This window comes from Microbacterium flavescens (assembly GCF_018588945.1).
GTDB lineage: Bacteria > Actinomycetota > Actinomycetes > Actinomycetales > Microbacteriaceae > Microbacterium > Microbacterium flavescens.
The window spans coordinates 195,211-218,267 of sequence record NZ_JAFIWA010000004.1 but is presented as its reverse complement, the minus strand read 5'-3'; the positions used below and the strand labels follow the sequence as shown (position 1 = coordinate 218,267).

Annotated in this window: 19 protein-coding genes; 11 read left to right on the top strand and 8 right to left on the bottom strand. The window is 69.5% G+C overall.

The genetic code is table 11. The features are described from left to right. Nucleotides 1–18: 18 nt before the first annotated feature. The 6 genes from JX005_RS10020 to JX005_RS09995 all read right to left on the bottom strand — a co-directional run bounded on the left by JX005_RS10020 (nt 19) and on the right by JX005_RS09995 (nt 6,703). On the bottom strand, nt 19–1,329 hold the full coding sequence (locus tag JX005_RS10020) for a sulfate adenylyltransferase subunit 1 (protein ID WP_307858552.1): 1,311 nt from the start codon (nt 1,327–1,329) through the stop codon (nt 19–21). Nucleotides 1,330–1,424: 95 nt separating this feature from the next. After that, entirely contained in the window at nt 1,425–2,372 is a 948-nt protein-coding gene (cysD, locus tag JX005_RS10015; RefSeq protein WP_246533802.1) for a sulfate adenylyltransferase subunit CysD, read from the bottom strand. Continuing rightward, nucleotides 2,369–3,112 carry a phosphoadenylyl-sulfate reductase gene (locus tag JX005_RS10010; protein WP_214467343.1) on the bottom strand — a complete coding sequence of 248 codons (744 nt, stop codon included), beginning with the start codon at nt 3,110–3,112 and terminating at the stop codon, nt 2,369–2,371. Before JX005_RS10010 ends, cysD begins: the two co-directional genes overlap by 4 nt. A 106-nt stretch (nt 3,113–3,218) precedes the next feature. Then, nucleotides 3,219–4,964 carry a nitrite/sulfite reductase gene (locus tag JX005_RS10005; protein ID WP_372447334.1) on the bottom strand — a complete coding sequence of 582 codons (1,746 nt, stop codon included), beginning with the start codon at nt 4,962–4,964 and terminating at the stop codon, nt 3,219–3,221. Nucleotides 4,965–5,134: 170 nt separating this feature from the next. Next, the gene (locus tag JX005_RS10000) at nt 5,135–5,851 is read right to left on the bottom strand and encodes a sirohydrochlorin chelatase (protein WP_214467342.1); all 717 of its coding nucleotides are present in this window, start codon (nt 5,849–5,851) and stop codon (nt 5,135–5,137) included. Between the two features lie 105 nt (nt 5,852–5,956). Then, nucleotides 5,957–6,703, bottom strand: coding sequence for a MarR family winged helix-turn-helix transcriptional regulator (locus JX005_RS09995; RefSeq protein WP_246533801.1), 747 nt, complete (start codon nt 6,701–6,703; stop codon nt 5,957–5,959). 113 nt (nt 6,704–6,816) lie between these two features. Here JX005_RS09995 and JX005_RS16105 point away from each other — a divergent pair, with 113 nt between their 5' ends. Then, nucleotides 6,817–7,365: a MarR family winged helix-turn-helix transcriptional regulator gene (locus JX005_RS16105; protein WP_246533800.1), complete on the top strand. Its 549-nt coding sequence runs from the start codon at nt 6,817–6,819 to the stop codon at nt 7,363–7,365. 6 nt (nt 7,366–7,371) lie between these two features. Here JX005_RS16105 and JX005_RS09985 read toward each other — a convergent pair whose 3' ends face one another. Beyond that, nucleotides 7,372–8,865: an MFS transporter gene (locus JX005_RS09985; RefSeq protein ID WP_214467341.1), complete on the bottom strand. Its 1,494-nt coding sequence runs from the start codon at nt 8,863–8,865 to the stop codon at nt 7,372–7,374. 167 nt (nt 8,866–9,032) lie between these two features. On the opposite strand from JX005_RS09985, the gene JX005_RS09980 reads away from it, so the two are divergent. From JX005_RS09980 to JX005_RS09970, 3 genes are all read left to right on the top strand, one after another. Continuing rightward, on the top strand, nt 9,033–10,610 hold the full coding sequence (locus tag JX005_RS09980) for an MFS transporter (protein ID WP_214467340.1): 1,578 nt from the start codon (nt 9,033–9,035) through the stop codon (nt 10,608–10,610). Between the two features lie 127 nt (nt 10,611–10,737). After that, entirely contained in the window at nt 10,738–12,999 is a 2,262-nt protein-coding gene (locus JX005_RS09975) for a cell wall-binding repeat-containing protein (protein WP_214467339.1), read from the top strand. A 43-nt stretch (nt 13,000–13,042) separates the two neighbouring features. Continuing rightward, on the top strand, nt 13,043–14,344 hold the full coding sequence (locus JX005_RS09970; protein WP_214467338.1) for an HNH endonuclease signature motif containing protein: 1,302 nt from the start codon (nt 13,043–13,045) through the stop codon (nt 14,342–14,344). 48 nt (nt 14,345–14,392) lie between these two features. On the opposite strand, the gene JX005_RS09965 is transcribed toward JX005_RS09970, so the two are convergent. After that, the gene (locus JX005_RS09965) at nt 14,393–14,977 is read right to left on the bottom strand and encodes a GNAT family N-acetyltransferase (protein ID WP_214467337.1); all 585 of its coding nucleotides are present in this window, start codon (nt 14,975–14,977) and stop codon (nt 14,393–14,395) included. A 120-nt stretch (nt 14,978–15,097) separates the two neighbouring features. On the opposite strand from JX005_RS09965, the gene JX005_RS09960 reads away from it, so the two are divergent. From JX005_RS09960 to JX005_RS09930, 7 genes are all read left to right on the top strand, one after another. Further along, nucleotides 15,098–15,781: a hypothetical protein gene (locus tag JX005_RS09960; protein WP_214467336.1), complete on the top strand. Its 684-nt coding sequence runs from the start codon at nt 15,098–15,100 to the stop codon at nt 15,779–15,781. Between the two features lie 177 nt (nt 15,782–15,958). After that, the gene (dnaK, locus tag JX005_RS09955; RefSeq protein WP_214467335.1) at nt 15,959–17,827 is read left to right on the top strand and encodes a molecular chaperone DnaK; all 1,869 of its coding nucleotides are present in this window, start codon (nt 15,959–15,961) and stop codon (nt 17,825–17,827) included. 2 nt (nt 17,828–17,829) lie between these two features. Next, nucleotides 17,830–18,438 carry a nucleotide exchange factor GrpE gene (locus tag JX005_RS09950; protein ID WP_214467334.1) on the top strand — a complete coding sequence of 203 codons (609 nt, stop codon included), beginning with the start codon at nt 17,830–17,832 and terminating at the stop codon, nt 18,436–18,438. 14 nt (nt 18,439–18,452) lie between these two features. After that, nucleotides 18,453–19,445 carry a DnaJ C-terminal domain-containing protein gene (locus JX005_RS09945; protein ID WP_214467333.1) on the top strand — a complete coding sequence of 331 codons (993 nt, stop codon included), beginning with the start codon at nt 18,453–18,455 and terminating at the stop codon, nt 19,443–19,445. 133 nt (nt 19,446–19,578) lie between these two features. Continuing rightward, nucleotides 19,579–20,055 carry a heat shock protein transcriptional repressor HspR gene (locus tag JX005_RS09940; RefSeq protein WP_246533799.1) on the top strand — a complete coding sequence of 159 codons (477 nt, stop codon included), beginning with the start codon at nt 19,579–19,581 and terminating at the stop codon, nt 20,053–20,055. Nucleotides 20,056–20,184: 129 nt separating this feature from the next. Continuing rightward, nucleotides 20,185–21,357, top strand: coding sequence for a glycoside hydrolase family 183 protein (locus JX005_RS09935; RefSeq protein ID WP_214467332.1), 1,173 nt, complete (start codon nt 20,185–20,187; stop codon nt 21,355–21,357). A gap of 305 nt (nt 21,358–21,662) precedes the next feature. Further along, nucleotides 21,663–23,000, top strand: a complete 1,338-nt coding sequence (locus tag JX005_RS09930; protein WP_214467331.1) for an ABC transporter substrate-binding protein — start codon at nt 21,663–21,665, stop codon at nt 22,998–23,000. The last annotated feature ends 57 nt before the right edge of the window (nt 23,001–23,057 follow it).

The window sequence follows — 23,057 nt, the reverse complement described above, 5'->3', positions numbered from 1 at the left end:
GGAGCAGGACGGTGCGCGTCAGTCGCGCACGATGCCGGCGGCGAGCGTGGCGCCGTCGGACGGGCGGATGACGAGGAACGATCCCCCGTGCCGGCTCGCGCTGTAGGGCTCGAGCGGAAGGTCTGCGGCCAGGCGCAGGCGCGCACGGCCGATGTCGTTGGTCTGCAGCGTCTGCGCCGGTTCGTGCACGAGGGCATCGAGGTCGTAGCGCGACTCGATCTGGGCGACGATCGCCTGCACCGTGGTCGTGCCGTGCTTGACGAGCACACGCGCGCCCGGGGTGGTCGGCCGGGCGTCGAGCTGGAAGAGCTCGACGTCGACCTCACGACGGCCGGCGGGGAGCGTGCCCTCGGCGACCACGAGCGCGCCGCGCGCGGTGTCGAGGTCGTCGGCGAACTCGAGTGACACCGATTGCGACGCGACAGCCTTCTCGACGGGCGTGCCGGACGAGCGGATGCCGGTGACCGTGGTCGCGATGCCGGAGGGGAACAGCTGCACCCGGTCACCGACGCGCACGCTGCCGGACGAGATGCGCCCCGCGACCGCGCGGTAGTCGCGGAGACGCTCAGACTCGACCGGGTCGGCGGCGACCTCGGGCGCGAGTCCGCCCTGCGGCCGGAGCACCAGCTGCACCGGCAGGCGCAGCGGCTCGGGGGCGTCGGGTGAAAACGCCGCCGCAGGCAGCGTCTCGAGCAGCTCGAGCAGCGCCGGCCCGTCGTACCAGGGTGTGCGGTCGGACCGGTCGACCACGTTGTCGCCCTCGAGGGCGGACACCGGGAGGACGTGGAGATCGTCGATCCCGAGCTCGGCCGCGACCGCCTCGGCCTGCGCGGCGACGTCGGTGAAGGCACCCGCCGAGAATCCGACCAGGTCGATCTTGTTCACCGCGACGATCACATGCGGAACGCGCAGCAGGGCCACGACGGCGAGGTGACGGCGGGTCTGCTCCAGCACGCCCTTGCGCGCGTCGACCAGCACGACCACGGCGTCGGCCGTCGTCGCCCCGGTGACCATGTTGCGCGTGTACTGCACGTGTCCGGGGCAGTCGGCGAGGATGAACGAGCGCGACCCGGTCGTGAAGTAGCGGTACGCGACGTCGATCGTGATGCCCTGCTCGCGCTCGGCGCGGAGTCCGTCGGTCAGCAGGGCGAAGTCGAAGGCGCCGTGGGCGAACCCGCGCTCGGCCGAGGTGCGCGCGACCTGCTCGAGCTGATCGGCGAGGATCGCCTTGGAGTCGTGCAGCAGTCTTCCGACGAGCGTCGACTTGCCGTCGTCGACCGAGCCCGCCGTCGCGAACCTGAACAGCGTCGCACGCCCCGCTGACGGCACGCGCCGCGTTTCGTCTCGCTTCGCTCGCTCAACGACCGGTGCCTGCACCCCCGCTGATCGAGTAGGCGAGGGACGAGCCCCATCGAGATTCGTCATCAGAAGTACCCGTCCTTCTTGCGGTCCTCCATGGCCGCCTCGCTGAGGCGGTCATCGGCACGCGTCGCACCGCGCTCGGTGAGGGTGGAGATCGCGACCTCCGCGACGATGGCGGCGAGGGACGAGGCATCCGATTCGACTGCTCCCGTGCAGCTCATGTCACCGACCGTGCGGTACCGCACCGTGCGGCGCTCGACCGTCTCGCCCGCGCGCGGGGGCGAGAACTCGCCGACGGGACGCCACATGCCGTCGCGGGCATAGACCTCGCGTTCATGCGCGAAATACAGAGGAGGGAGTGGGATGTGCTCGCGCTCGACGTAGCGCCAGACGTCGAGCTCGGTCCAATTCGAGATGGGGAAGGCGCGCACGTGCTGCCCCGGGGTGTGGCGGCCGTTGTACAGGCTCCACAGCTCCGGGCGCTGGTTGCGCGGATCCCACTGGCCGAACTCATCGCGCAGGGAGATGATGCGCTCCTTGGCGCGGGCCTTGTCCTCGTCGCGCCGGGCGCCGCCGAAGACGGCGTCGTGTCGTCCGGCGGCGATGGCGTCGAGCAGCGGCAGAGTCTGCAGCGGGTTGCGGGTGCCGTCGGCGCGCTCGTGCAGCCGACCGTCGTCGATGTAGTCCTGCACGCGCGCGACCTCGAGCCGCACGCCGAGCCGGGCGACGGTCTCATCGCGGAACGCCAGCACCTCGGGGAAGTTGTGGCCGGTGTCGACGTGCAGCACGGGGAACGGCACCCGGCCTGGGGCGAACGCCTTCGCGGCGAGATGCAGGACGACGACCGAGTCCTTGCCGCCGGAGAACAGCAGCACCGGCCGCTCGAACTCTGCGACGACCTCGCGGATGACGTGGATCGCCTCCGCCTCGAGCAGGTCGAGCGTGCCGAGCTCCGCGGTCGTTGAGCGAGCGAAGCGAGACGAAACGTCCTGAACAGTCGAGAAAGTCATTCGTGGAGCCCGCATTCGATCTTCGAGGACCCGGCCCAGCGGCCGGATCGGGGGTCTTCGCCGGCGGCGACGGGCCGGGTGCACGGCTCGCAGCCGATCGAGGGGTAGCCGAACCCGACGAGCAGGTTCACGGGCGCCTTGTGCGCGGCGGCGTACGCGAGGACGTCGTCGAAGCTCCACGCGGCGACCGGGTTCACCTTGACGAGGCCGTTGCGCTCGTCCCAGGTCACGAGGGGCGTGTACGTGCGAGTGGATGCCTCGTCCCGCCGCACACCGGTGAACCACACCTCGTAGCCGCCGAGGGCATCCTGCAGCGGCGCGACCTTGCGGCGTGCGCAGCACAGGCCCGGATCGCGTGCGAAGAGCTGGGCCCCGAACTCGGCATCCTGCTCGGCCACGGTCTGGCCAGGCCTGATGTCGACGACGCGCACGTCGAGCGCGCGCTGCACCTCGTCTCGCGTCGCGCGGGTCTCGGTGAAGTGGTACCCGGTGTCGAGGAACAGGACGTCGACGCCGGGAAGCTGCTCGGCCACGAGGTGGGGCAGCGCGGCGTCGGCCATCGAGCACGCGACCGCGGCCGTCGTCATGGAGAAGTTGCGGGCGACCCACGCGATGACCTCCGCGGCGGATGCCTCGTGGTCGGTGAGGCTGCCGAGCTCGAGGTTGCCCTGCTCGGCGAGAGCCTGGAGCTCTTCGGGGGAACGCGTGACGCCGAGGCGCGGTGCGAGGGAGACGCTCATGCCGGTGGCTCCTCGTCGGCTCGGGGCGTTTCGTCTCGCTTCGCTCGCTCAACGACCCGGGGCTTCGGACACTCGACGAAACGCGTCGCCGGCGCGAACACCGCGGTCACTGGAGAGCCTCCTCGTCGGCTCGGTGCGCCCACTGGGCGAAGGTCTCGTCGGTCGCGGCATCCCGGTCCGTAAGAAACCGGCGCACCACGCGGTCGACGTAGTCGGCGATGCCGTCGGCGCCCACCTTGAGACCGCGCACCGTGCGGCCGAGTCCGGCCTCGTCGCGGTCGGCGCTGACCAGTCCGCCGCCGAGGTGCACCTGATAGCCGGGCACCTGCTCGCCGTCGATCGTGACGAGCTGGCCCTTGAGTCCGATGTCGGCGGTCTGGATGCGCGCGCACGAGTTCGGGCAGCCGTTGACATGGAGGGAGATCGGATGCGGCAGCTCGAACTGCTCGAGCCGCTGCTCGAGATCCAGCACGGCGGCCGTCGCGTAGGCCTTCGTCTCGACGATGGCCAGCTTGCAGAACTCGATGCCGGTGCACGCGATCGTGCCGCGGCGGATGAGGCTCGGCCGCGCCGAGAGCCCCAGCGCATCGAGGCCGGCGACGAGCGACTCCACGCGGTCTTCGGGGATGTCGAGGATCACGAGCTTCTGGTGCGGGGTCGTGCGCAGGCGTGTCGAGCCGTGCGCCTCGACGAGGTCGGCGAGCTGGGCGAGGATCGGGCCCGAGACGCGGCCGACGATCGGCGTGACACCCACGTAGAAGCGGCCGTCCTTCTGACGGTGCACGCCGACATGGTCGCCCTGGGCGAGCGGCTTCGGTGCGGCGGGTCCGTCGGGGAGGGCGTAGCCCAGGTACTCGTCCTGCAGCACCCGGCGGAACTTCTCGGCGCCCCACTCGGCGAGCAGGAACTTCAGCCGCGCCTTGTTGCGCAGGCGTCGGTAGCCGTAGTCGCGGAAGATCTGGGCGACGCCGTGCCAGGCATCCGCCACTCGATCCGGCGATACGAAGGCGCCCAGGCGCTCGCCGAGACGCGGTGTCGTGGACAGACCGCCGCCGACCCACAGGTCGTAGCCGATGCCCAGTTCGGGGTGCTCGACGGCGACGAACGCGACGTCGTTGATCTCGTGCACGACGTCCTGGCTGGGGTGCCCGGTGATGGCGGACTTGAACTTGCGGGGAAGGTTCGCGAGCGACGCGTCGCCGATGAACCGCGACGTGATCTCGTCGATCTGCGGGGTGGGGTCGATGAGCTCGTCCGCGGCGATGCCCGCGACGGGGGAGCCCAGCACCACGCGGGGCACATCGCCGCAGGCCTCGGTCGTGCCCAGGCCGACCGCCTCGAGGCGGCGCCAGATCTCGGGCATGGACTCGACCTCGACCCAGTGCAGCTGGATGTTCTGCCGGTCGGTGAGGTCGGCGGTGTCGCGGCCGAACTCCTGCGAGATGCCCGCGATGACGCGCAGCTGCTCGGTGGTGAGCTGGCCGCCGTCGATGCGCACGCGCAGCATGAAGAACGCGTCCTCGAGCTCGTGCGGCTCGAGCGTGGCGGTGCGGCCGCCGTCGATGCCCGGCTTGCGCTGCGTGTAGAGGCCCCACACGCGGAAGCGGCCGTGCAGGTCGGTCGGGTCGATGCTCGCGAAGCCGCCCTTCGCGTAGATCCTCTCGATGCGCTCGCGCACGGCGAGGCCGTCGTCGACCTGCTTCCACTCCTCGTTGCCGTTCAAGGGCGTCGTGCCGTCGATCTTCCACTGCCCGTTGGGCTTGGACGACGGCCGCGGCGGACGCGCGGTCGCCCCGCCGGCGCGTGCAGGCGGCGGCGCTGCGGCGCGGGTGTCGATGTCGCTGAGGGTCACGGTGGCCTCCGGATGGACCCGGGCTTGCCGGGACGGACTCTGGCGAGCCCATTCCGCGAGAGTAGAAGGGCCGCCGTGGACGACCTAGACCGCTGTCAATGGGCGTCACCGTGCGTAACGGTGCGTCACAGAGGTTGCAGTGACGTGGGTTTCCGGACGGGGTCCAGGATTCAGAGACTCTTCGAAGCCGTGACGGCGGCGCGGTAGCGGTCGACGACGATGTCGACGAGGGATGCCGCGGGCTCGTCGTCGTCGAGCAGGGGACGCGCCACGGGGGAGACGCCCGAGACCCGCGCGGCGAGGTCGTGGAAGTAACCGGGCGCGAGGAGGTAGTTCGCAACGATGGCCGTGCCCGCCGCCTCTCGCGCATTCGCGACGGCTGTGCCGAGGCGCGGTTCGGCCGCGGCTAGGAACCCCACCTCGACCGGTCGTCCGACGCGCTCCGCCAGCATCGCGCCCACCACGCGGCAGTCGTCGTTCGCCCGGTTGTCGCTCGACCCGGCTACCGCCAGCACGATGGCGCCCGCCGAATCGGGGCGAAGCTGCGCGAGGCGGGCCGCCAGCCGGTCTGCGAGGCGGGGGTCGGGCCCGAGCGCCTTCGCGATCGTCACGCCGTCGTGTCCGGCGCTCTGCTTCTTCAGGTCGATCCGCACGTGGTAGCCCGCCGACAGCAGCAGCGGCACGATGACGACCGGCTGTCCTTCGGGGAGGGAGCCGAGGGATGCCGCGACATCCGGCTGCTGCACGTCGACGTGCCCGAGCCGGACGGTGACGTCGGGAAGCCGTGCGGCGACGGCGTCGACGAGCGCCGCGACCGCGGCCTGTCCTTCAGGCGAGGACGTGCCGTGGGAGATCGCGAGCAGGGCCGGTGTGGTCACGGGCTCCATTGTGCTCCGGCCGGATGGCGGGCGTGTTACGCGACGACGCAGACGCGAAAAGGGCGGACTCCCGCTCCGTGAGGAGCGAGAGTCCGCCCTCGGGGCGAATCCGTCTCAGGCTGCGCCGACCTCCTGGCCGCGGCGGAATCCGGCGTCGAAGCCGCGCTCGAACGCGCGCTCGCCGCCCTTGCCGCCGTGACGGTGGTGGCCTTCGTGGCGGTGGTGACCTTCGTGGCCGTGGTGGTGGCAGTGGTGGCCTTCGTGGCCATGGTGGTCGTGGTGACCATGACGTTCGTGTCCGGGCCCGAACCCGGGCCCGAAGTCGTGGCGGAAGCCCGCCTCCCGGCCGAAGGCGCGCGGGCCGCCGAAGCGGCGTCCGCGTCCGAAGTCGCGGCGACCGGCGAACGGTCGGCTCTCGTCCCAGCCGAGCTCGCGGGCGATGGCCTCGAGCGTCGCCAGGGTGGTGGCGAAGTCCTCCTCGGACACGGCGCCGGCGACGCGGGAGCGGATGCCGCCCACAACGTCGCTGAGACGCGCGTGCGCCTCTCGACCGGCGTCGGTGAGCGCCCACGTGCCGTCCCCCTGCTCCTCGGCCCAGCCGAGGTCTTCGAGGCGGCGAAGTCGCTTGCCCTTGCGGGCCAGTCGCTCGGCAGCTTCGGGAGCGTCGATCTCGCCGGCGAGCAGGTTCAGCAGCATCCAGTCGCGGCGCGAGACGCCTTCGTTCTGGAACGCTGCGGCGAACTCGGTGGTGAGCAGGCCGTCGACGGCGCGCAGCCAGTAGCCCAGCGGCCGACGGTCGGCGGGGGTGCCGGCGGTCTCTTCGCCGCCGGTCTGGTTCTCGGTGTTGTCGTTGTCGTTCATGTGAAGTCCTTTCCGGGGGCGGTCAGGAACCGCCCGATTACATGTCTATGTGCATGTATATGTAGTGTGACATGCGATTGGCTTGTATGTCAAGTCACATGTAAATTGACCTCATGCCCCAGGAGCCCGCCAACCCCGCCGATGCAATCGCCGCCGCTCTGTCGAAGCTGCGCGGTCGGCGCCTGCCTCGCCCGCCGTGGGACGGCGGTGCGGACGCGCACGGCCACGCCGGTCACGACCACCACCATGGCGGCGGGCCGTGGGGCAGGGGCGGCGCGCACCACGGCCACGGCGGACCGCCGTGGGGAGGCGGTCCCCGCATCGGCGGCCCGGCGCGCATGCGACTCCTCGAGGCGCTGGCCGCGGCATCCCACCCTCTCTCGGTCGGCGAGATCGCCGACGCCGTCGGAGTCGATCAGCCGCGCGCATCGCGGCTCGTGCAGCAGGCGTTCGGGCTGGGGCTCGTGCGGCGCGAGGCCGATCCCGACGACGCGCGGCGCACCCGTGTGGCGTTGACGGATGCCGGAGCCGCCCTCGTGCGCGGATTCCGGGGCGAGCGGCGCGAGGCGATCGACACCGCGCTCGCCGGCTTCACCGATGACGAGCGCGCTGATCTCGCGCGGCTGCTCACCAAGCTCGCCGACGCGTGGCCCTGGGGCTGAACCGGTTCAGTCTCCGAGGGGCGCCTGCGCGGCGCGCACCGGCAGCGGCGGGGCCTTGACGAACAGCAGGAGCACGAAGCCGATCGCGAGGATCAGCGCGATGCCGAGGATCCCGTACAGGGTCTGGTTTCCCGCGACGGCGATGAACGCCCCCCACAGCAGCGGTGCCATCCAGCTCGCGGCACGGCCGGTCGTGGCGTAGAGGCCGAAGATCTCACCCTCCTGCCCGACGGGGGTCACGCGGGTGAGGAAGGAGCGCGACGCCGCCTGCGCCGGGCCGACGAGGGATGCCAGCACGATGCCGGCGGCCCAGAACAGCCCCTTGCCGGCGCCCGCGCCGATGAAGACGACGAGGCAGCAGGCGATGATCCCGCCGATCGCGATCAGGATGACCGTCTTCGGTCCGAATCGGTCGTCGAGGCGGCCGGCCAGGATCGTCGAGATGCCGGCGACCAGGTTCAGGACGACGCCGAAGATGACCAGATCGGTGAAGCCGAACCCGAAGACGCGAGCGGCGATGACGGTGCCGAAGGTGAACACGGCGGCGAGGCCGTCGCGGTACACCGCCGAGGCCAGAAGGAACCACAGCGTCGGCCGGTGTTCGCGCCACAAGCGCGCCACGGAGCGGACGAGTTCGACATAGCCGGCGAAGAACCCGACCCGCCTGGAGCCGCGTGACGCAGGCGGCTCCGGGACGTTCCGGAAGATCGGGATGGAGAACAGGACGGTCCACACGGTCGCCCCCGCAGCGATCAGCTGGAACGTGATCGCCTGCGTGCCGTCGAGGACGCCGCCCAGGATGAGGCCCACGACGATCACGAGCGCGACGATCCCGCCGATGTAGCCGAATCCCCAGCCCAGCCCGGAGACGCGGCCGACGGTCTTCGGAGTCGACACGGAGACGAGCAGGGCGTTGTAGTTCGCGCCCGCGATCTCGCCCACGACGCTTCCGAACGCGATCATCGCGACCCCGAACCAGAAGAGCGACGGTGTGCCCGGGATGAAGGCCATCGCGAGCTGGCTGAGGATGAGCAGCCCGGTGAAGATCCCGAGCATGAGCTTGCGACGCCCGGTCGCGTCCGCGCGCTGACCGAGCACGGGCGCGAGGAGGGCGATGAGGACACCGGCGAGCATGATGCCCCAGCCGAGGTTCGCATCGAGCCCGCCCAGTGCGCGGCAGAACTCCGTCAGCGCGTTCGCGGTGGTGTCGCAGTCGATCTCCTCCCCGTCCACGATGCCGGAGGCGGCGACGGCAGGGTCGAGGAAGAACGGCGAGACGAGGAAGCTCGGCACCCAGACGAAGGTCAGCAGCACCGAATTGAAGGGCTGGGTCGCCCAGTCCCACAGCGCCCATGAGAACACGCGCTTGCGCGGGACCGGGGCTTCGGACCCCACTTCCTGGAAGACGTCCGCGAATGGCCGGATCGCACCGGTGTTGGCTGTCGCGGGTGGCGCGGGGGTGCGGAAGTACGGCTCTTCGGGAGGCTCGGGCGCGCTCATGTCCGTCACGCTAGGACCCTTCGGTGAACGGCGGATGGCGCCGGCGGGCGCGTCGCCTCATCGCGACGCCTGGCCAGAGTACCCGTCGCCGCGCGACGCGATGTTCACCCGGGTGATCCCTGCCTGCAGGTCTGGTTGCCCGCGACCCGCTGTGGTTTGCTTCGCACATGTCCGCAGCACCCGCGCCGGCACCGGCCTTCAACGGCCGGCTGGCGATCCTCCTCGCGATGGCGATGTTCGTGCTGGTCGTCGACACATCGATCATGAACGTGTCGATCTCCGCCGTCGTGAAGGAGCTCGGCACGACGGCGAGCGGCGTGCAGGGTGCGATCGCCCTTGAGGCACTCGTCTCGGCGGCGTTCATCCTGATCGGCGGCAAGACCGGCGATCTCATCGGCCGCAAGCTCGCCTACACCCTGGGACTTCTGGGGTATGCGGTCGGGGCCGTGGCGATGACGTTCGCGCAGAGCCTGACCGCCGTGATCATCTTCTGGGCGGTGATCGGCGGGATCGGAGCATCCCTTCTCCTCCCGGCGATGCAGTCGCTCATCCACGGCAACTTCGCCGGCGACCACCAGAAGCGCGTGTACGCCCTGGTGGGCGCCTCCGCGGCGATCGCGGCGGCGGTCGGACCGCTGCTCGGCGGATTCATCACGACCTTCTGGTCGTACCGCGTCGCGTTCGCGCTGGAGGCCGTCATCATCGCGGTGGTGCTGCTCGGCCTCGGGCTCGTCAAGGACGTGAAGTACACCGGGGACCGTTCCATCGACCTCGTCGGCGCCGGCCTGTCGGTCATCGGCATGGGTGGTGTCGTGCTCGGCATCCTGGTGTGGCAGGAGGGCGGCGGCTACGTCGGGCTGATCATCGGCCTCGGACTCGTGGCGCTCGGCGGGCTCGCGTGGTGGCTCAATTCGCGCAAGAAGAGAGGCAAGCCCGTCCTGCTCGATCCGGTGCTGTTCTCGTCGAAGCCGTTCCGCACCGGGGTGAGCGGGCAGCTGCTGCAGCAGATCGCGCTGGGCGGCACGATGATCGTGCTGCCGCTGTACCTGCAGATGGTGCTCGAGTACAACGCGCTGCAGGCCGGCCTGTCCATCGCGCCCCTGTCGCTGAGCATGTTCGCGGTGGCGATCTGGGCCGGCCGCAAGGCGAAGGGCCGACCCGCCAACCTCATCCTCACCGGGTTCGCCCTGGCGCTCATCGGTCTCGTCGCGATCGTGCCCCTCGTGCCGATCGCCGACTCGGGCTGGACGCTCGCGATCCCGCTGCTCGTCGCCGGCTCGGGCCTCGGCCTGCTCGTCTCGCAGCTGAACAACTACACGCTGTCGCCGATCTCCGACGAGCGTGTGAGCGAGGCCGCGGGCGTCAACTCGGCGGCCGGCTCGTTCGGGCTGTCGTTCGGGCTGGCGTTCGCCGGAGCCATCATGCTCGCCACACTCGCCACGTCGTTCACGGCGCTGGCCGACGCGAGTCCGGTGCTCACCTCCGAACAGCAGCAGCAGGTGTCGACCGTGCTCGAGGACGACGCGCAGCTCATGTCGAACACAGGGCTCGCCGAACTGCTCATGGATGAGCCGCCGGATGCCGCAGCCGAGGTGATCCGCATCAACACCGAGGCGCGTCACATCGCCCTGCAGGTGGCTCTGCTGATCCCGATCCTCGCTGCGGGAATCGGCGTGCTGAACGGGTTCCGCATGCGGCGGCTGCCCGACCCCGAGGCGTCGTCGGCGGAGACGCTGCTGGGGTAGGGGCGCAGCCTGTCCCCAGGCGGCCGGCGGCTTGTCAGGAGGCCGTCGTTCCCTTTGCTATCGTTTACCGATTTCGCGCGGGGCCAGGTGCCGGTACGCGTGCCACCACCGTTCCGAAACGAGCTCCATGCCGCGCGTCCGCCTTCGACCCGTCCTCGCCGCGCTCGCCGCCGCCGGCCTCATCCTCGGCACGGCGGTTGCGGCTGAGGCTGCCGAGCCCACCGGCACCGTCCGCGGCGTGCTGCAGGACGAAGCCGGCGGGTTGCTGGTCCGCGATGAGACGAAGATCCGGGTGTCCCTCTTCGCGGGGGACGAGCTCGCGACGCCGACCATCACGACAGAGCTCCAGTCGATGGAGATGGGTGCGTTCGAGATCACCGGAGTCCCGGTCGGCCGGTATGCGGTGAAGTTCGAACCGCTCCAGGGGTGGGACACGGGGCGCGCCGGCGAGTGGTGGGGCGACACCCGCAGGGCGGCGGAGCGCGCGTTCATCGAGGTCAGCGACGGCGGTGTGGTCGAGCTGGAGGCGCGGCTCTCCAGCTTGGTCTCGATCCATGGCACGGTGACGGGCCGCCAGCTCGCATACCCGGTCTACGGCAGCAGCATCAAGGTGGGCATCACGTCCGGAGATCCGGAGCTCGACGCGTGGCTCCCGCGGCTGACGACGGATGTGCGGCTCTCGGACACCTATGCCTTCGCAGTTATTCCGGGCACTTACGACCTCGCCGTGACGGACACCACAGGCGCGCACGCACCTACGACAGCCGCTGACGTGGTCGTAGGTGCCCCGTCGACCACGAAGGACGTCGAGCTCCAGGCAGCCCGCGCCTCGATCTCGGGCAAATGGTCCCTGCGGACGACCGCAGGTGTGGTGCCGATGCGCGAAGGATCGGCCGTCCTGTACAAATGGTCGGCGTCGCAGAGCAGCTGGGTGAAGCAGCCGGCGACATGCCTCGGCGGGGCGAGCGGGGCCTTCCTCTTCGACTGCCTCGGCGCAGGACGATACAAGCTGGCGTTCAGACATAGTGGTGTGTCGACGGGCTTCTGGGGCGGCAAGGACCTCGAAAGCGCCACCGAGATCGTCCTCGCGAAGAACCAGACCGTGGCGGGTATCGACGTCGTGGTCGACGCGCACGCGCACGTCAGCGGAGTGATCGGCGTGTACGCCGGAGGGGAGTTCTACCCTGACTCGGGTGGCCGGCTCACCGTCTGGCGCAAGAACGACTCAGGCCGCTACGACCTGGTCGCGGACCCGCAGGGTGAGACGGTGACGCACGGTGACGGCGAGTTCGAAGCGCACCTTCGCCCCGGCACCTACCGCTTCAAGCTCACGCCCGGCATGTCCCCCTATGTCGGGTCCACGTACTTCAAGGGGGGCCGGTTCTTCGAGGATGCCACCGACGTCGTCCTCGCCCCCGGCGAAGATCGGGACCTCGGCAAGATCGTGTTCCCGAAGTCCTCGTTCGACGTCGACCGGATCGCCGGCGCCGACCGATTCGCGACCGCGGTCGCGATCTCGCGCCGGGTCGTCCGCGACGGCGAGCGTGCATCGGTCGTGTATCTCACGAACGCCTACGACTTCCCCGATGCACTCGCGGCGGGTCCTGCCGCGATGCGGGCAGGCGGTGTGCTCCTGCCGGTTGCGCAGCGCACGCTCCCCGATGCTGTCGCGAAGGAGCTGAAGCGGCTCCGCCCACACCGTGTGGTCATCGCAGGCGGTAGGGGCGCGATCTCCGACGCCGTCCGCAGCGCTGTCAGGAAGATCGTGCCGACGGACGCAGCCGTCGTGCGGCTGGGCGGATCCTCGCGCTACGAAACCGGCGATCTGATCGTTCGTGACGCGTTCGGTGACGACGGCAGTCGCTACGCGATCATCGCGACGGGAGCCACGTACCCCGATGCGCTGGCGGCCGGACCGGCAGCTGGTCATCTCGACGCGCCCGTTCTGCTCGTCGACGGCAGCAGGGAACTCACCGCGATGACCAGGCAGACGATCGCAAAGCTGGAGATCACGAAGATCTACATCGCGGGAGGGAAGGGCGCGGTCGGCAGCGACCTCGAGTCCGCCCTTCGTTCACTGCTGGGCGCGGGGAATGTGAAGCGTCTCGGATCCGCCGACCGGATCGCGACGGCGGTGGTGATCAACGAGGCGATCTTCGGCAGCGTCGACTACGCGTTCGTCGCGAGCTCCAGCGGATTCGCCGATGCACTCGCGGGCGCTCCGTTGGCCGCCGCCCAGGGCGCACCCCTCTATCTCAGCGCGCAGCACTGCCTGCGAGCATGGACGCTCGATGAGTTGCGCTGGCGGCAGATCGCTCGGCTGACGCTGCTCGGCGGAACTGGGGTGTTGGGGTCGGGGGTGGCAACCCTCCGCACGTGCGACTGGTAGTACTGCCGCATCTAATGTCGTAGGTATGTTCTAAAGTCGGAGCATGTGCAGCACCGACGCCCTCCACTGCGACGATGCCGCTCTCATCGTCGGCGAGCTCGACCGGGTGCGCCGCGCGCAAGCTGCACTCGAGGCCGAGCGCACCGTGCTGATCGACGCCCTCCGCCGCGCGAACGAGGCGCACGAGGAGCGGATCGTGGTGAGCGGTCGCGAGTCCGGCGGCGAAAAGGGCGCGTCCGGGCAGAGAGGTCGAGCGACGGATGCCTCGGAGTGGGTCGCACGATCCACCCGCGCCGAAGTCGCCTGCGTGCTTCGCATGAGCGAACGTTCTGCGGCTGATCTGATCGACGAGGCGCGCGTGCTCCGCGCCGACCTCCCAGCCACAACCGAGGCGCTGCGCACGGGCGACATCTCTTACCGGCACGCGAAGGCGCTGGTCGAAGACGCGCAGCTGTTCCACCCGCTCGACCGCGGCGCGTTCGAGCAGGCCGTGCTGTCCGGCCGGCTCGACGTGACGGCGCACCGCTTCGCGCATCGCTGCCGCCGCGTTCGCGAGCACCTCGACCCCGAGACGATCGACGAGCGCGCCGAGCGTGCCACCCGCTCGCGCGACGTGGTGATCCAGCCGGCCCGCGACGGCATGGCGTGGCTGATGGCGTATGGCCCCGTGATGCAGGTGCAGCTCGTCCACACTCTCCTCACCGGCACGGGCATGGACGAGCGCGACGCGGGCGACCCGCGTCTTCTCTCGCAGTTGAGGTTCGATGCGCTCGTCGACGCCGTCCTGCGGTCGGGGAGGCCAGTCGGCCTCGCCGACAGTGCCGACCCCTCAGCGTCCCTGCGTCCGGTCCGCGTCGCGGTGACGCTCACCGTGCCTGCGTTGACACTGCTCGGTCAGAGCGACGAGCCCGCGGTGATCGACGGCTACGGCCCCATCCCGCTCGAAGTCGCAAAGACGCTGGCCGCCGGCGCCGACTCGTGGCGTCGCGTGCTCACGCACCCGGTCACCGGGGTGCGGCTCTGCTTCGACCGTCAGACGTACCGCGTCCCGGCGGCGCTGCGCGCGTGGCTCGAGGACCGCGACGGCACGTGTCGGTTCCCCGGCTGCGACCGTCACGCCTCCACGTGCGACGTCGACCACAATCACGACTGGGCCGAGGGCGGATGCACGGATCACGACAACCTCTCGCACCTGTGCCGCACGCATCATCGGCTCAAACACCACACCCGATGGTGGGCGCGATTCGAAGACGAACTCCTGGTGTGGACGAGTCCGTCAGGTCATGAGCACACCAGCGGTCCTCGAGAAGACCGCGAGCCTGCGCTCACCCGCCTCAGGCGTTGATCCCGCCCCCCGGCTCTGCCCCTGCCACTCGCGCTCGATGTTCCCCGGCTATGTGCTGCGCCCGCGCTCGCTCTGCTCTGACCACTCGCGCTCCAGGATCGCGTAGTGCCCGGTGTCGGTCCACTCGCCCTTGAGCCACATGTGCTCGACGAAGTGACCCTCGTGCCGCATGCCGAGGCGCTCGCAGAGCCGAACCGACGCGTCATTCCGCGGATCGAGCTCGGCGCAGACGCGATGCAGGCCGAGTTCACCGAAAGTCAGGTCGAGCAGCAGACCCGCGGCTTCCGAGCCATATCCCCGCCCCTGCGCATGCGGCGCGAGGATCCAGCCGATCTCAGCGGTACGGTCCGGCTCGACGCTGTGCAGTTCGAGGTACATGGTTCCGAGGAACGCGCCCCGCTCGTCCCGGATCGCCGGCTGCAGATAGTCGCCCGCCTTCTCGAGACGGGTGGCCGCGGCGTCCCGTTCCAGCACGCGCTCCACGTCCTCACGCGACCGCGGCGCGTACAGCAGGTACCGGCACACCTCCGGATCGGACTGCATGGCGTAGAGGTCGGCGAAGTCGTCCGGGCGAAGCGCGTCGAGGGTAACCCGCTCGCCGCGGAGGGGCTGCAGGTCGTAGGGGAGCGGCATGGGAACATCCTCGCGGATCGTACGAAGGAGTGGGGGAGGGATGCCGCCCCTTCCGCCGCCCGGACATCGGGTCTGCCCCGGCGCTAGGCTCGCCGCATCGCTAACTCCGACGGAGGATCGATGGACGACGCCACACCGCCAGGCACCGGGCCGACAGGCGACGCGTCGCCCGATGCCGAGCCGCCGCACGAGCCCGCAGCGCCCGATGCCGAAGGCCCGCACCATGTCGAAGGCCCGCGGCACAGAGCAGCGCACCACCAGGCGCCGGCCCCTCGCACGCGCGGTCGCACCGCCCGAGCACGCAAACGCCTCGGCGACGATGCCCCGGAGTTCGTCGAGTACTTCAAGGAGCGCGTCTACGCGACGTTCACGGGCCTCGCGATCGTCCTCGTCGTCACCGCGAACGACGCGCACGACGCCGGCCATGCGGCGCTCGCCCTGCTGCTCGGCGTCGTCGGCATCACGGCTGCGGGCTTCGTCTCGGCCGTCATCTCGCATCTCGCCGTGCAGCGCGACTTCCCCGGACACGCCGATCTCGCGGTGCAGTGGCGGATCGCCGGTGGCGCGCTGGGCACCCTCGTCACGCCGATGATCCTCCTGGCCCTCGCCTGGCTCGGCGTGCTGTCGCTGCCGGTCGCCCTGCGCGCCGCCCTGGTCGTCTACATCGTCACCCTCGCGGTCATCGGATGGTTCGCGGTGCGGCGCTCACGCCTCGACCTGTGGAAGCAGCTGCTCGCCCTCACGATCCTCGTCACCCTCGGCCTTGTGGTCGTGCTGCTGCAGACCCTCGCCCACTCCGTCTGACTCTCACCACCACGCGCTGGCAAACTTGAGTCGTGTCATATCAAGTTCATTTGACACGCTCGGAACCCGCGAGTAGCCTTGAGTCATCGCGGCTCAACCTCGTCGTCGAGCGCGAGCGAACTTCCCATCAACCACGGGCCGAGGCATCCGCTTCGCCCACAAGAAGGAGAGAAACACATGGCACGTGCTGTCGGAATCGACCTCGGTACGACCAACTCGGTCGTCAGCGTCCTCGAGGGTGGCGAGCCGAAGGTCATCGCCAACGCCGAGGGCTTCCGCACGACCCCTTCGGTCGTCGCATTCACCAAGGACGGCGAGGTGCTCGTCGGTGAGACCGCCAAGCGCCAGGCCGTCACCAACGTCGACCGCACGGTGTCGTCCGTCAAGCGCCACATGGGCACTGACTGGGGCTTCGACGTCGACGGCAAGAAGTGGACGCCGCAGGAGATCTCCGCCCGCATCCTGCAGAAGCTCAAGCGCGACGCCGAGCAGTACCTCGGAGACACGGTGACGGATGCCGTCATCACGGTCCCCGCGTACTTCAACGACGCCGAGCGTCAGGCCACGAAGGAGGCCGGCGAGATCGCGGGCCTCAACGTGCTCCGCATCATCAACGAGCCCACCGCTGCCGCCCTCGCGTACGGCCTCGACAAGGGCAAGGAGGACGAGCTCATCCTCGTCTTCGACCTCGGTGGCGGAACCTTCGACGTCTCGCTCCTCGAAGTGGGCAAGGACGACGACTTCTCGACCATCCAGGTGCGCGCCACCTCCGGTGACAACCGCCTCGGCGGTGACGACTGGGACCAGCGCCTCGTCGACTACTTCATCAAGCAGTTCAAGGACACCACGGGCGTCGACGTCTCGGGCGACAAGATCGCGCTGCAGCGTCTCAAGGAGGCCGCCGAGCAGGCGAAGAAGGAGCTCTCGTCCTCGACGAGCACGAGCGTCAACCTTCCCTACCTCTCGCTGACCGACTCGGGCCCGGTGTCGCTCTCCGAGACGATCACGCGCGCCAAGTTCGAGGACCTCACGAAGGACCTGCTCGACCGCACCAAGAAGCCCTTCGAGGACGTCATCCGCGAGGCCGGCATCAAGGTCGCCGACATCGACCACGTCGTCCTCGTCGGCGGCTCGACGCGTATGCCCGCCGTCAGCGAGCTCGTGCAGCGCGAGGCCGGCAAGGAGCCCAACAAGGGCGTCAACCCGGATGAGGTCGTCGCCGTCGGCGCCGCGCTTCAGGCCGGTGTTCTCAAGGGCGAGCGCAAGGACGTCCTGCTCATCGACGTGACCCCCCTGAGCCTCGGCATCGAGACCAAGGGCGGCATCATGACGAAGCTCATCGAGCGCAACACGGCCATCCCGACCAAGCGCAGCGAGACCTTCACGACCGCCGACGACAACCAGCCGTCGGTCGCCATCCAGGTCTTCCAGGGCGAGCGCGAGTTCACCCGCGACAACAAGCCGCTCGGCACCTTCGAGCTCACCGGCATCGCCCCGGCCCCCCGCGGCATCCCGCAGATCGAGGTCACCTTCGATCTCGACGCCAACGGCATCGTGCACGTGTCCGCCAAGGACAAGGGCACCGGCAAGGAGCAGTCGATGACCATCACCGGCGGCTCGTCGCTGCCGAAGGAGGACATCGAGCGCATGGTCCGCGAGGCCGAGGAGCACGCCGCCGAAGACAAGAAGCGCCGTGAGTCCGCCGAGGTCCGCAACCAGGCCGAGACGCTCTCGTACTCGATCGAGAAGCTGATCAAGGAGAACGAGGACAAGCTGCCCGGAGACGTCAAGACCGACGTCCAGGCCGATGTCGACGCGCTCAAGACGGCGCTCGCCGGCGACGACGACGATGCCGTCAAGGCCGCGTTCGACAAGCTGAACCAGAGCCAGGGCAAGCTGGGCGAGGCGATCTACGCCTCGAACCAGGCCTCGCAGCCTGCCCCCGACGCCGCGGGCGAGCAGCCCGCCGACGGCTCCGGCCAGACCGACTCCGAAGAGGACGTCGTCGACGCCGAGGTCATCGACGACGAGGAAGACAAGAAGTAACCATGGGTGACAAGGACTTCGAAGAGCCCAACGGCGACGAGGTCCGGCCTGGCGAGGAGGGGTCGGAGGCGCACGCCTCCGATCCCGCCCCGCAGGACGGATCCGGCGACGAGGGCGAGGAGCTGACGGTCGACGACATCCTCGGTTCACCTCAGAACGCGGATGCCGCGGCCGAGGACGCCGTGATCGCCGACCTCGAATCGCAGCTGCTCAACGACCTGAAGCGCCTGCAGGCCGAGTACGCCAACTACCGGCGGCGCACCGAAGATCAGCGCGAGCTCGAGATCGAGCGCGCCAAGGGCGCCGTCGCCAAGGGCCTGCTCCCGGTCCTCGACGACCTCGACCGGGCCGAGAAGCACGGCGACCTCGTGGAGGGCTCGCCCTTCACCGCGATCGCCGAGAAGCTGCGCGCGCTCGCGGAGCGCATCGGGCTGATCACGTACGGCGCAGCCGGCGAGGCCTTCGACCCGCAGCAGCACGAGGCCATCTTCCAGGCACCGACACCCGGCACCACCGAGCCGACCATCCTCGAGGTCGTCGAGATCGGCTACCGACTCGGCTCCGTCGAGCTCCGCCCGGCGAAGGTCGTCGTCGCGGTGCCGGCCGAGTAAGCCGGAGGGCATCTATGGCCAGTCAGGACTGGTTCGACAAGGACTTCTACGCGATCCTCGGTGTGTCCAAGGACGTCAGCGACGCTGACCTCAAGAAGACCTACCGCAAGCTCGCCCGCACCTACCATCCGGATTCGAATCAGGGCGACGCCAAGGCGGAGGCGAAGTTCAAAGAGGTGAGCGAGGCGTACTCGGTGCTGTCCGACGCCGAGCAGCGCAAGGAGTACGACCAGATCCGGGCGATGGGCTCGGGCGCCCGCTTCACGGCGGGCGGCCAGGGCGGCAACGGCGGCTTCGAAGACGTCTTCAGCATGTTCAATCAGGGCCGCGGCGGCAGCCGCTACCAGAGCGAGGACTTCGACGACATCTTCGCGATGTTCAACCAGCAGGGCGGCGGCTTCGGCAACGGCCGATTCGGACAGTCGACCGGAGGCTATCGCGGCTACGGCGGGCCGACTCGCGGCGCCGACGTCACGGCCCGCACGACGATCGACTTCGTCACGGCGACCAAGGGCGAGACGATCACGCTGCAGGGCGAAGACGGCAAGCCGTTCAAGGTGAAGATCCCCGCGGGCGTCTCCGACGGTCAGAAGATCCGCCTGCGCGGCCGCGGCCGCCCGTCGCCCGACGGCGGCGAGACGGGCGACGTCGTGGTGCAGGTCGCTGTGCGGCCGCACCCGGTGTTCACCCGCGACGGCCTCAACCTTCGGGTGACGGTCCCGGTGACCTTCACCGAGGCGGCCCTCGGCGCGACCATCGAGGTCCCCACGCTGGGCGGTGACCCCGTCAAGCTGCGTGTGGCACCGGGCACCCCGTCGGGTCGCGTCCTGCGCGTCAAGGGCCGCGGCGTCCAGACCGCCAAGGGCACCGGCGACCTGCTGGCCGAGGTGCAGGTGGCGGTGCCGTCGCACCTCGACGACGCCGCCCGCGAGGCGCTCGAGCGGTTCCATGATCTCGAGCCGAAGGAGAACCCGCGCGCCGACCTCATGACGAAGGCGCGCGGCTAGTCATGAACCGGTCGTTGAGCGAGCGAGGTACGAGCGAGACGAAACGCTTCAAGCCGACGAATTACGCCGGTTCAGGGCGTTTCGTCTCGCTGCGCTCGCTCAACGAACGAATGCTTGAGCGGAGGTGAGTCCATTGGGTGAGCAGCACGACATCGACGACGACGCGCCGATCTTCGCGATCGCCGTGGCCGCCGAGCTCTCCGGCATGCACCCCCAGACTCTCCGCCAGTACGACCGCCTCGGACTCGTCGTTCCCGCCCGCACCCCCGGCGGATCCCGCCGCTACTCGCTCCGCCACGTCGCCCAGCTGCGCGAGGTCGCGCGAATGTCGGCCGAAGGCATCGGCCTGCCGGCGATCGCCCGCATCCTCGAACTCGAAGACCGGGTGCGCGAGCTCCACGGCCGGGTGCGCGACCTCGAAGAGCGCGTGCGCACAGAGCTCGAACGGCGTCCCGGCGCGCGGGTGTTCGCGGCCGGGGCGACCGGATCCGTCGTGACCCTGCGGCACGGCACGCGCCTGCGACGGGCGACCGAGCTCGTCGTCTGGCGACCGCGCCACCAGCTCGAGCGCGGCGATGCCGCCGGCACGTCCACCGACGACCCGGCGTGAGCCCCGTCCGGCCCAGCCGCCGCTCACGTTGGCACCGCGTCGGTCCACCGACGTCGCACAACCCTGTTGAAATCGATTTCTGATTTCGGCCCGCTCCTCGTATCGTGACAGGGACGATCGAGGAGGATCATGTCGGCTCAGAAGGCTCGTTCACGCCGTCGCACGGCGATCGCGGCATCCCTCGCCCTCGGCATCGCGCTGCTGAGCGGATGCGGACCGGCGGACCCTGCCTCGGGGCCCGTCCCGGTCGACCCCGACCCCGGCAAGCCCTTCGTGCTCGAGGGCGTGAGCAACCTGACCGAGATCGCGCAGCTCACAGGGCCCGACGCGATGAACGACACCGAGACCGCGGCCGTCGCCGGCACGGACCTCGGCTCGATGGCCAACGTGGGCGACAAGACGATCTTCTTCTTCGGCGACACGTTCGGTGATCGCGACCCCGACTCGATCGGCGGTCAAGGCGGCATCTGGCGCTCGAACGTCTCGGCGTGGACCACCGACGACGACCCGACCGACGGCATCTCCTTCGACGGATGGGCGCCTGCCGACGACATCGGCTGGGCCGAGGCCCTGGTCGAGGGCGACCACGACCCGAATGACGGCGAGGGCGAGGTCACGAAGATCCCGACCCACGGGTTCGCGGTGGGCGAGACGCTCTACATCTCGTACATGTCGGTGTCGTTCTGGGGCGAGCCGGGGGCGTGGGACGCCAACTTCGCGAGCCTGGCCAAGTCGACGGACGAAGGCGAGACCTGGACGGCACTCGACGGTCCGCGGTGGCCGGGAGACTCGAACTTCATCCAGGTCGCGCCTGCCCATGTCGTCGAGGACGGCACCGAGTACCTCTACTTCTGGGGCATCCCGTCGGGCCGCTTCGGCAGCGTGCAGCTCATGCGCGTGCCTGCCACCGAAGAGGCGGTCGAGGACCAGTCGGCGTACGAGTACTTCGCCGGTGCGGATGCCGCGGGTGAGCCCACCTGGGACGCCGACATGGCGGCGGCGGAGACCGTCGTCGAGGGGACGATCGGCGAGCTGTCGGTGATGTGGTCGACCCATCTCGACCGGTGGATCATGACATACTCCGACGGCGGCAACGCGTTCATCCGCGAGGGCGTCACGCCGTGGGGACCGTGGGCGGATCCCATCGAGCTGATCTCCAGCGCGGAGTACCCTGGGCTGTACTCGCCGTACATGAACCCCCGGTACGTCTCCGACGATGGCCGCACGATCTACTTCACGCTGTCGCTCTGGGATCCCTACAACGTCTTCTGGTTCTCGACCGACCTCGAGAAGGCCGAATAGGGCTCACAGCCCGTCGTTGTGAAATCGATACAGAGCGCTCGGCCGGCGATCGAGGCCCGGTGAGCGCCCGAATGGCGTCTTCGAGCGTGTTTTCAGGCCCTGAACGTCGGTTCGGTCACCGCAGCGCCGTCGAAGACGCAGCGAGTCGGCATTGCGCTTGAAATCGATTTCGCTTACGCTGGCCCGCAGACGAGATCAGTGACGATCCGCGGCGCCACCGCGATGCACAGATGGATGTCAGACCGGGCTTCCTGACCGGCCACAGCGTCGACTCATCGCAGAGTCGAGTTCCTGAGGAGGGACGAATGCACAAGAGATACAGCAGGCTCGCGCTCGCCGTCGTGGCGACCGCCTCGGCGGGCGCACTGCTCGCCGGCTGCGCCGGGGGCGGCAGCGCGCCGACGACCGAGGATGGCAAGACGAAGGTCATCTTCTGGCAGCAGCAGTTCGAGGACTACCAGCAGGAGTGGTTCAAGGCGCAGGTCAAAGAGTTCAACGCGCAGAGCGACGACGTCGAGGTGCAGTACCTCGTCGTTCCCGCCGACACGTGGGACCAGAAGCTCAAGGCCGCGCAGGCCGCGGGCAAGGCGCCCGACGTCAAGACCACGAACTACGGCAACATCAAGCCCATGCAGGCGAACGGCCAGCTCGCCGACCTGACGGCGCTGATGGATGAAGAGGCGTTCACCGACATCGCGGAGAACATCAAGCCGTTCGTCACCGTGGACGAGGGGGTCTACGGCTACCCGCTCCTCGTGGAGCCGTCGACCGTGCTCTTCTACCGCACCGACCTGCTCGAGGCCGCCGGCATCGACGCTCCGCCGACCGACTGGGACGAGCTCGTCGAAGACGCGCGCAAGCTCACCGGCGACGGTGTGTACGGCATGAACATCGGCCAGACCGCGCCCGACCTCGGGTGGTCGAGCTGGGGCCTGCAGTACAACACAGCGGGCGACCTGCCGCTGCGCGGCGACTGGTCGACGGCGGACGCCACCGACCCCGCGTACGAGGAGCTGCTGGGCCTGTACCAGACGCTCTACACCGAGAAGCTCATGCCGCAGGAGCCGACCTACGGCTACGCCGACTGCTCCTTCTTCGGTGAGGGCAAGGTCGCGATGAGCGCGTGCGGTTCGTGGGCGCTCGGACAGATCTCGTCGAACCCCGACTGGGCCGAGGTCTGGGAGAACACCCAGGTCGCGCCGTTCCCGTCGCACAACGGCGACGAGACGCTGCCCACCTCGACCCTCGGCGGCTGGACGCTCACGGTCGACTCGAAGTCGAAGTCGACGGAGGGCGCAGCCGAGTTCGTGGAGTGGCTGCTCGCCGATGACACCGACCGTCTGGTCGACTTCTTCACCGCCACCGGGTTCTCGAAGTACCCGGCGCGCGTGTCGGTGACCGAGGCGCTCGCCGAGACCGACGAGGCCAGCGCGAACCCGTTCCTCGCCACCATCACCGAGCAGATCGTCCCCTACGCCAAGTCGGAGCCGGCGTACCCGTGGGACGTCAGCCTCGCCTTCGCGACCGCGATCGAGAAGGCCATGAAGGGTGGTGACATCCCCGCGGCACTCGAAGAGGCGCAGGTGGCGATCGAGGATGTCATCGAGAAGCAGAAGCTCGCAGGCACCGGCACCGGCGACTGATACCGAGCAGTGGGGCGGATGCCGCGGCATCCGCCCCACCTCCCTGACATCCCCCTA

Coding starts and splice junctions, on each gene's coding strand:
- cysD (WP_246533802.1), bottom strand. CDS start 2,372: ATGACTTTCTCGACTGTTCAGGACGTTTCGTCTCGCTTCGCTCGCTCA.
- JX005_RS10010 (WP_214467343.1), bottom strand. CDS start 3,112: ATGAGCGTCTCCCTCGCACCGCGCCTCGGCGTCACGCGTTCCCCCGAA.
- JX005_RS10000 (WP_214467342.1), bottom strand. CDS start 5,851: ATGGAGCCCGTGACCACACCGGCCCTGCTCGCGATCTCCCACGGCACG.
- JX005_RS09995 (WP_246533801.1), bottom strand. CDS start 6,703: ATGAACGACAACGACAACACCGAGAACCAGACCGGCGGCGAAGAGACC.
- JX005_RS16105 (WP_246533800.1), top strand. CDS start 6,817: ATGCCCCAGGAGCCCGCCAACCCCGCCGATGCAATCGCCGCCGCTCTG.
- JX005_RS09985 (WP_214467341.1), bottom strand. CDS start 8,865: ATGAGCGCGCCCGAGCCTCCCGAAGAGCCGTACTTCCGCACCCCCGCG.
- JX005_RS09980 (WP_214467340.1), top strand. CDS start 9,033: ATGTCCGCAGCACCCGCGCCGGCACCGGCCTTCAACGGCCGGCTGGCG.
- JX005_RS09975 (WP_214467339.1), top strand. CDS start 10,738: ATGCCGCGCGTCCGCCTTCGACCCGTCCTCGCCGCGCTCGCCGCCGCC.
- JX005_RS09970 (WP_214467338.1), top strand. CDS start 13,043: ATGTGCAGCACCGACGCCCTCCACTGCGACGATGCCGCTCTCATCGTC.
- JX005_RS09965 (WP_214467337.1), bottom strand. CDS start 14,977: ATGCCGCTCCCCTACGACCTGCAGCCCCTCCGCGGCGAGCGGGTTACC.
- JX005_RS09960 (WP_214467336.1), top strand. CDS start 15,098: ATGGACGACGCCACACCGCCAGGCACCGGGCCGACAGGCGACGCGTCG.
- dnaK (WP_214467335.1), top strand. CDS start 15,959: ATGGCACGTGCTGTCGGAATCGACCTCGGTACGACCAACTCGGTCGTC.
- JX005_RS09950 (WP_214467334.1), top strand. CDS start 17,830: ATGGGTGACAAGGACTTCGAAGAGCCCAACGGCGACGAGGTCCGGCCT.
- JX005_RS09945 (WP_214467333.1), top strand. CDS start 18,453: ATGGCCAGTCAGGACTGGTTCGACAAGGACTTCTACGCGATCCTCGGT.
- JX005_RS09935 (WP_214467332.1), top strand. CDS start 20,185: ATGTCGGCTCAGAAGGCTCGTTCACGCCGTCGCACGGCGATCGCGGCA.
- JX005_RS09930 (WP_214467331.1), top strand. CDS start 21,663: ATGCACAAGAGATACAGCAGGCTCGCGCTCGCCGTCGTGGCGACCGCC.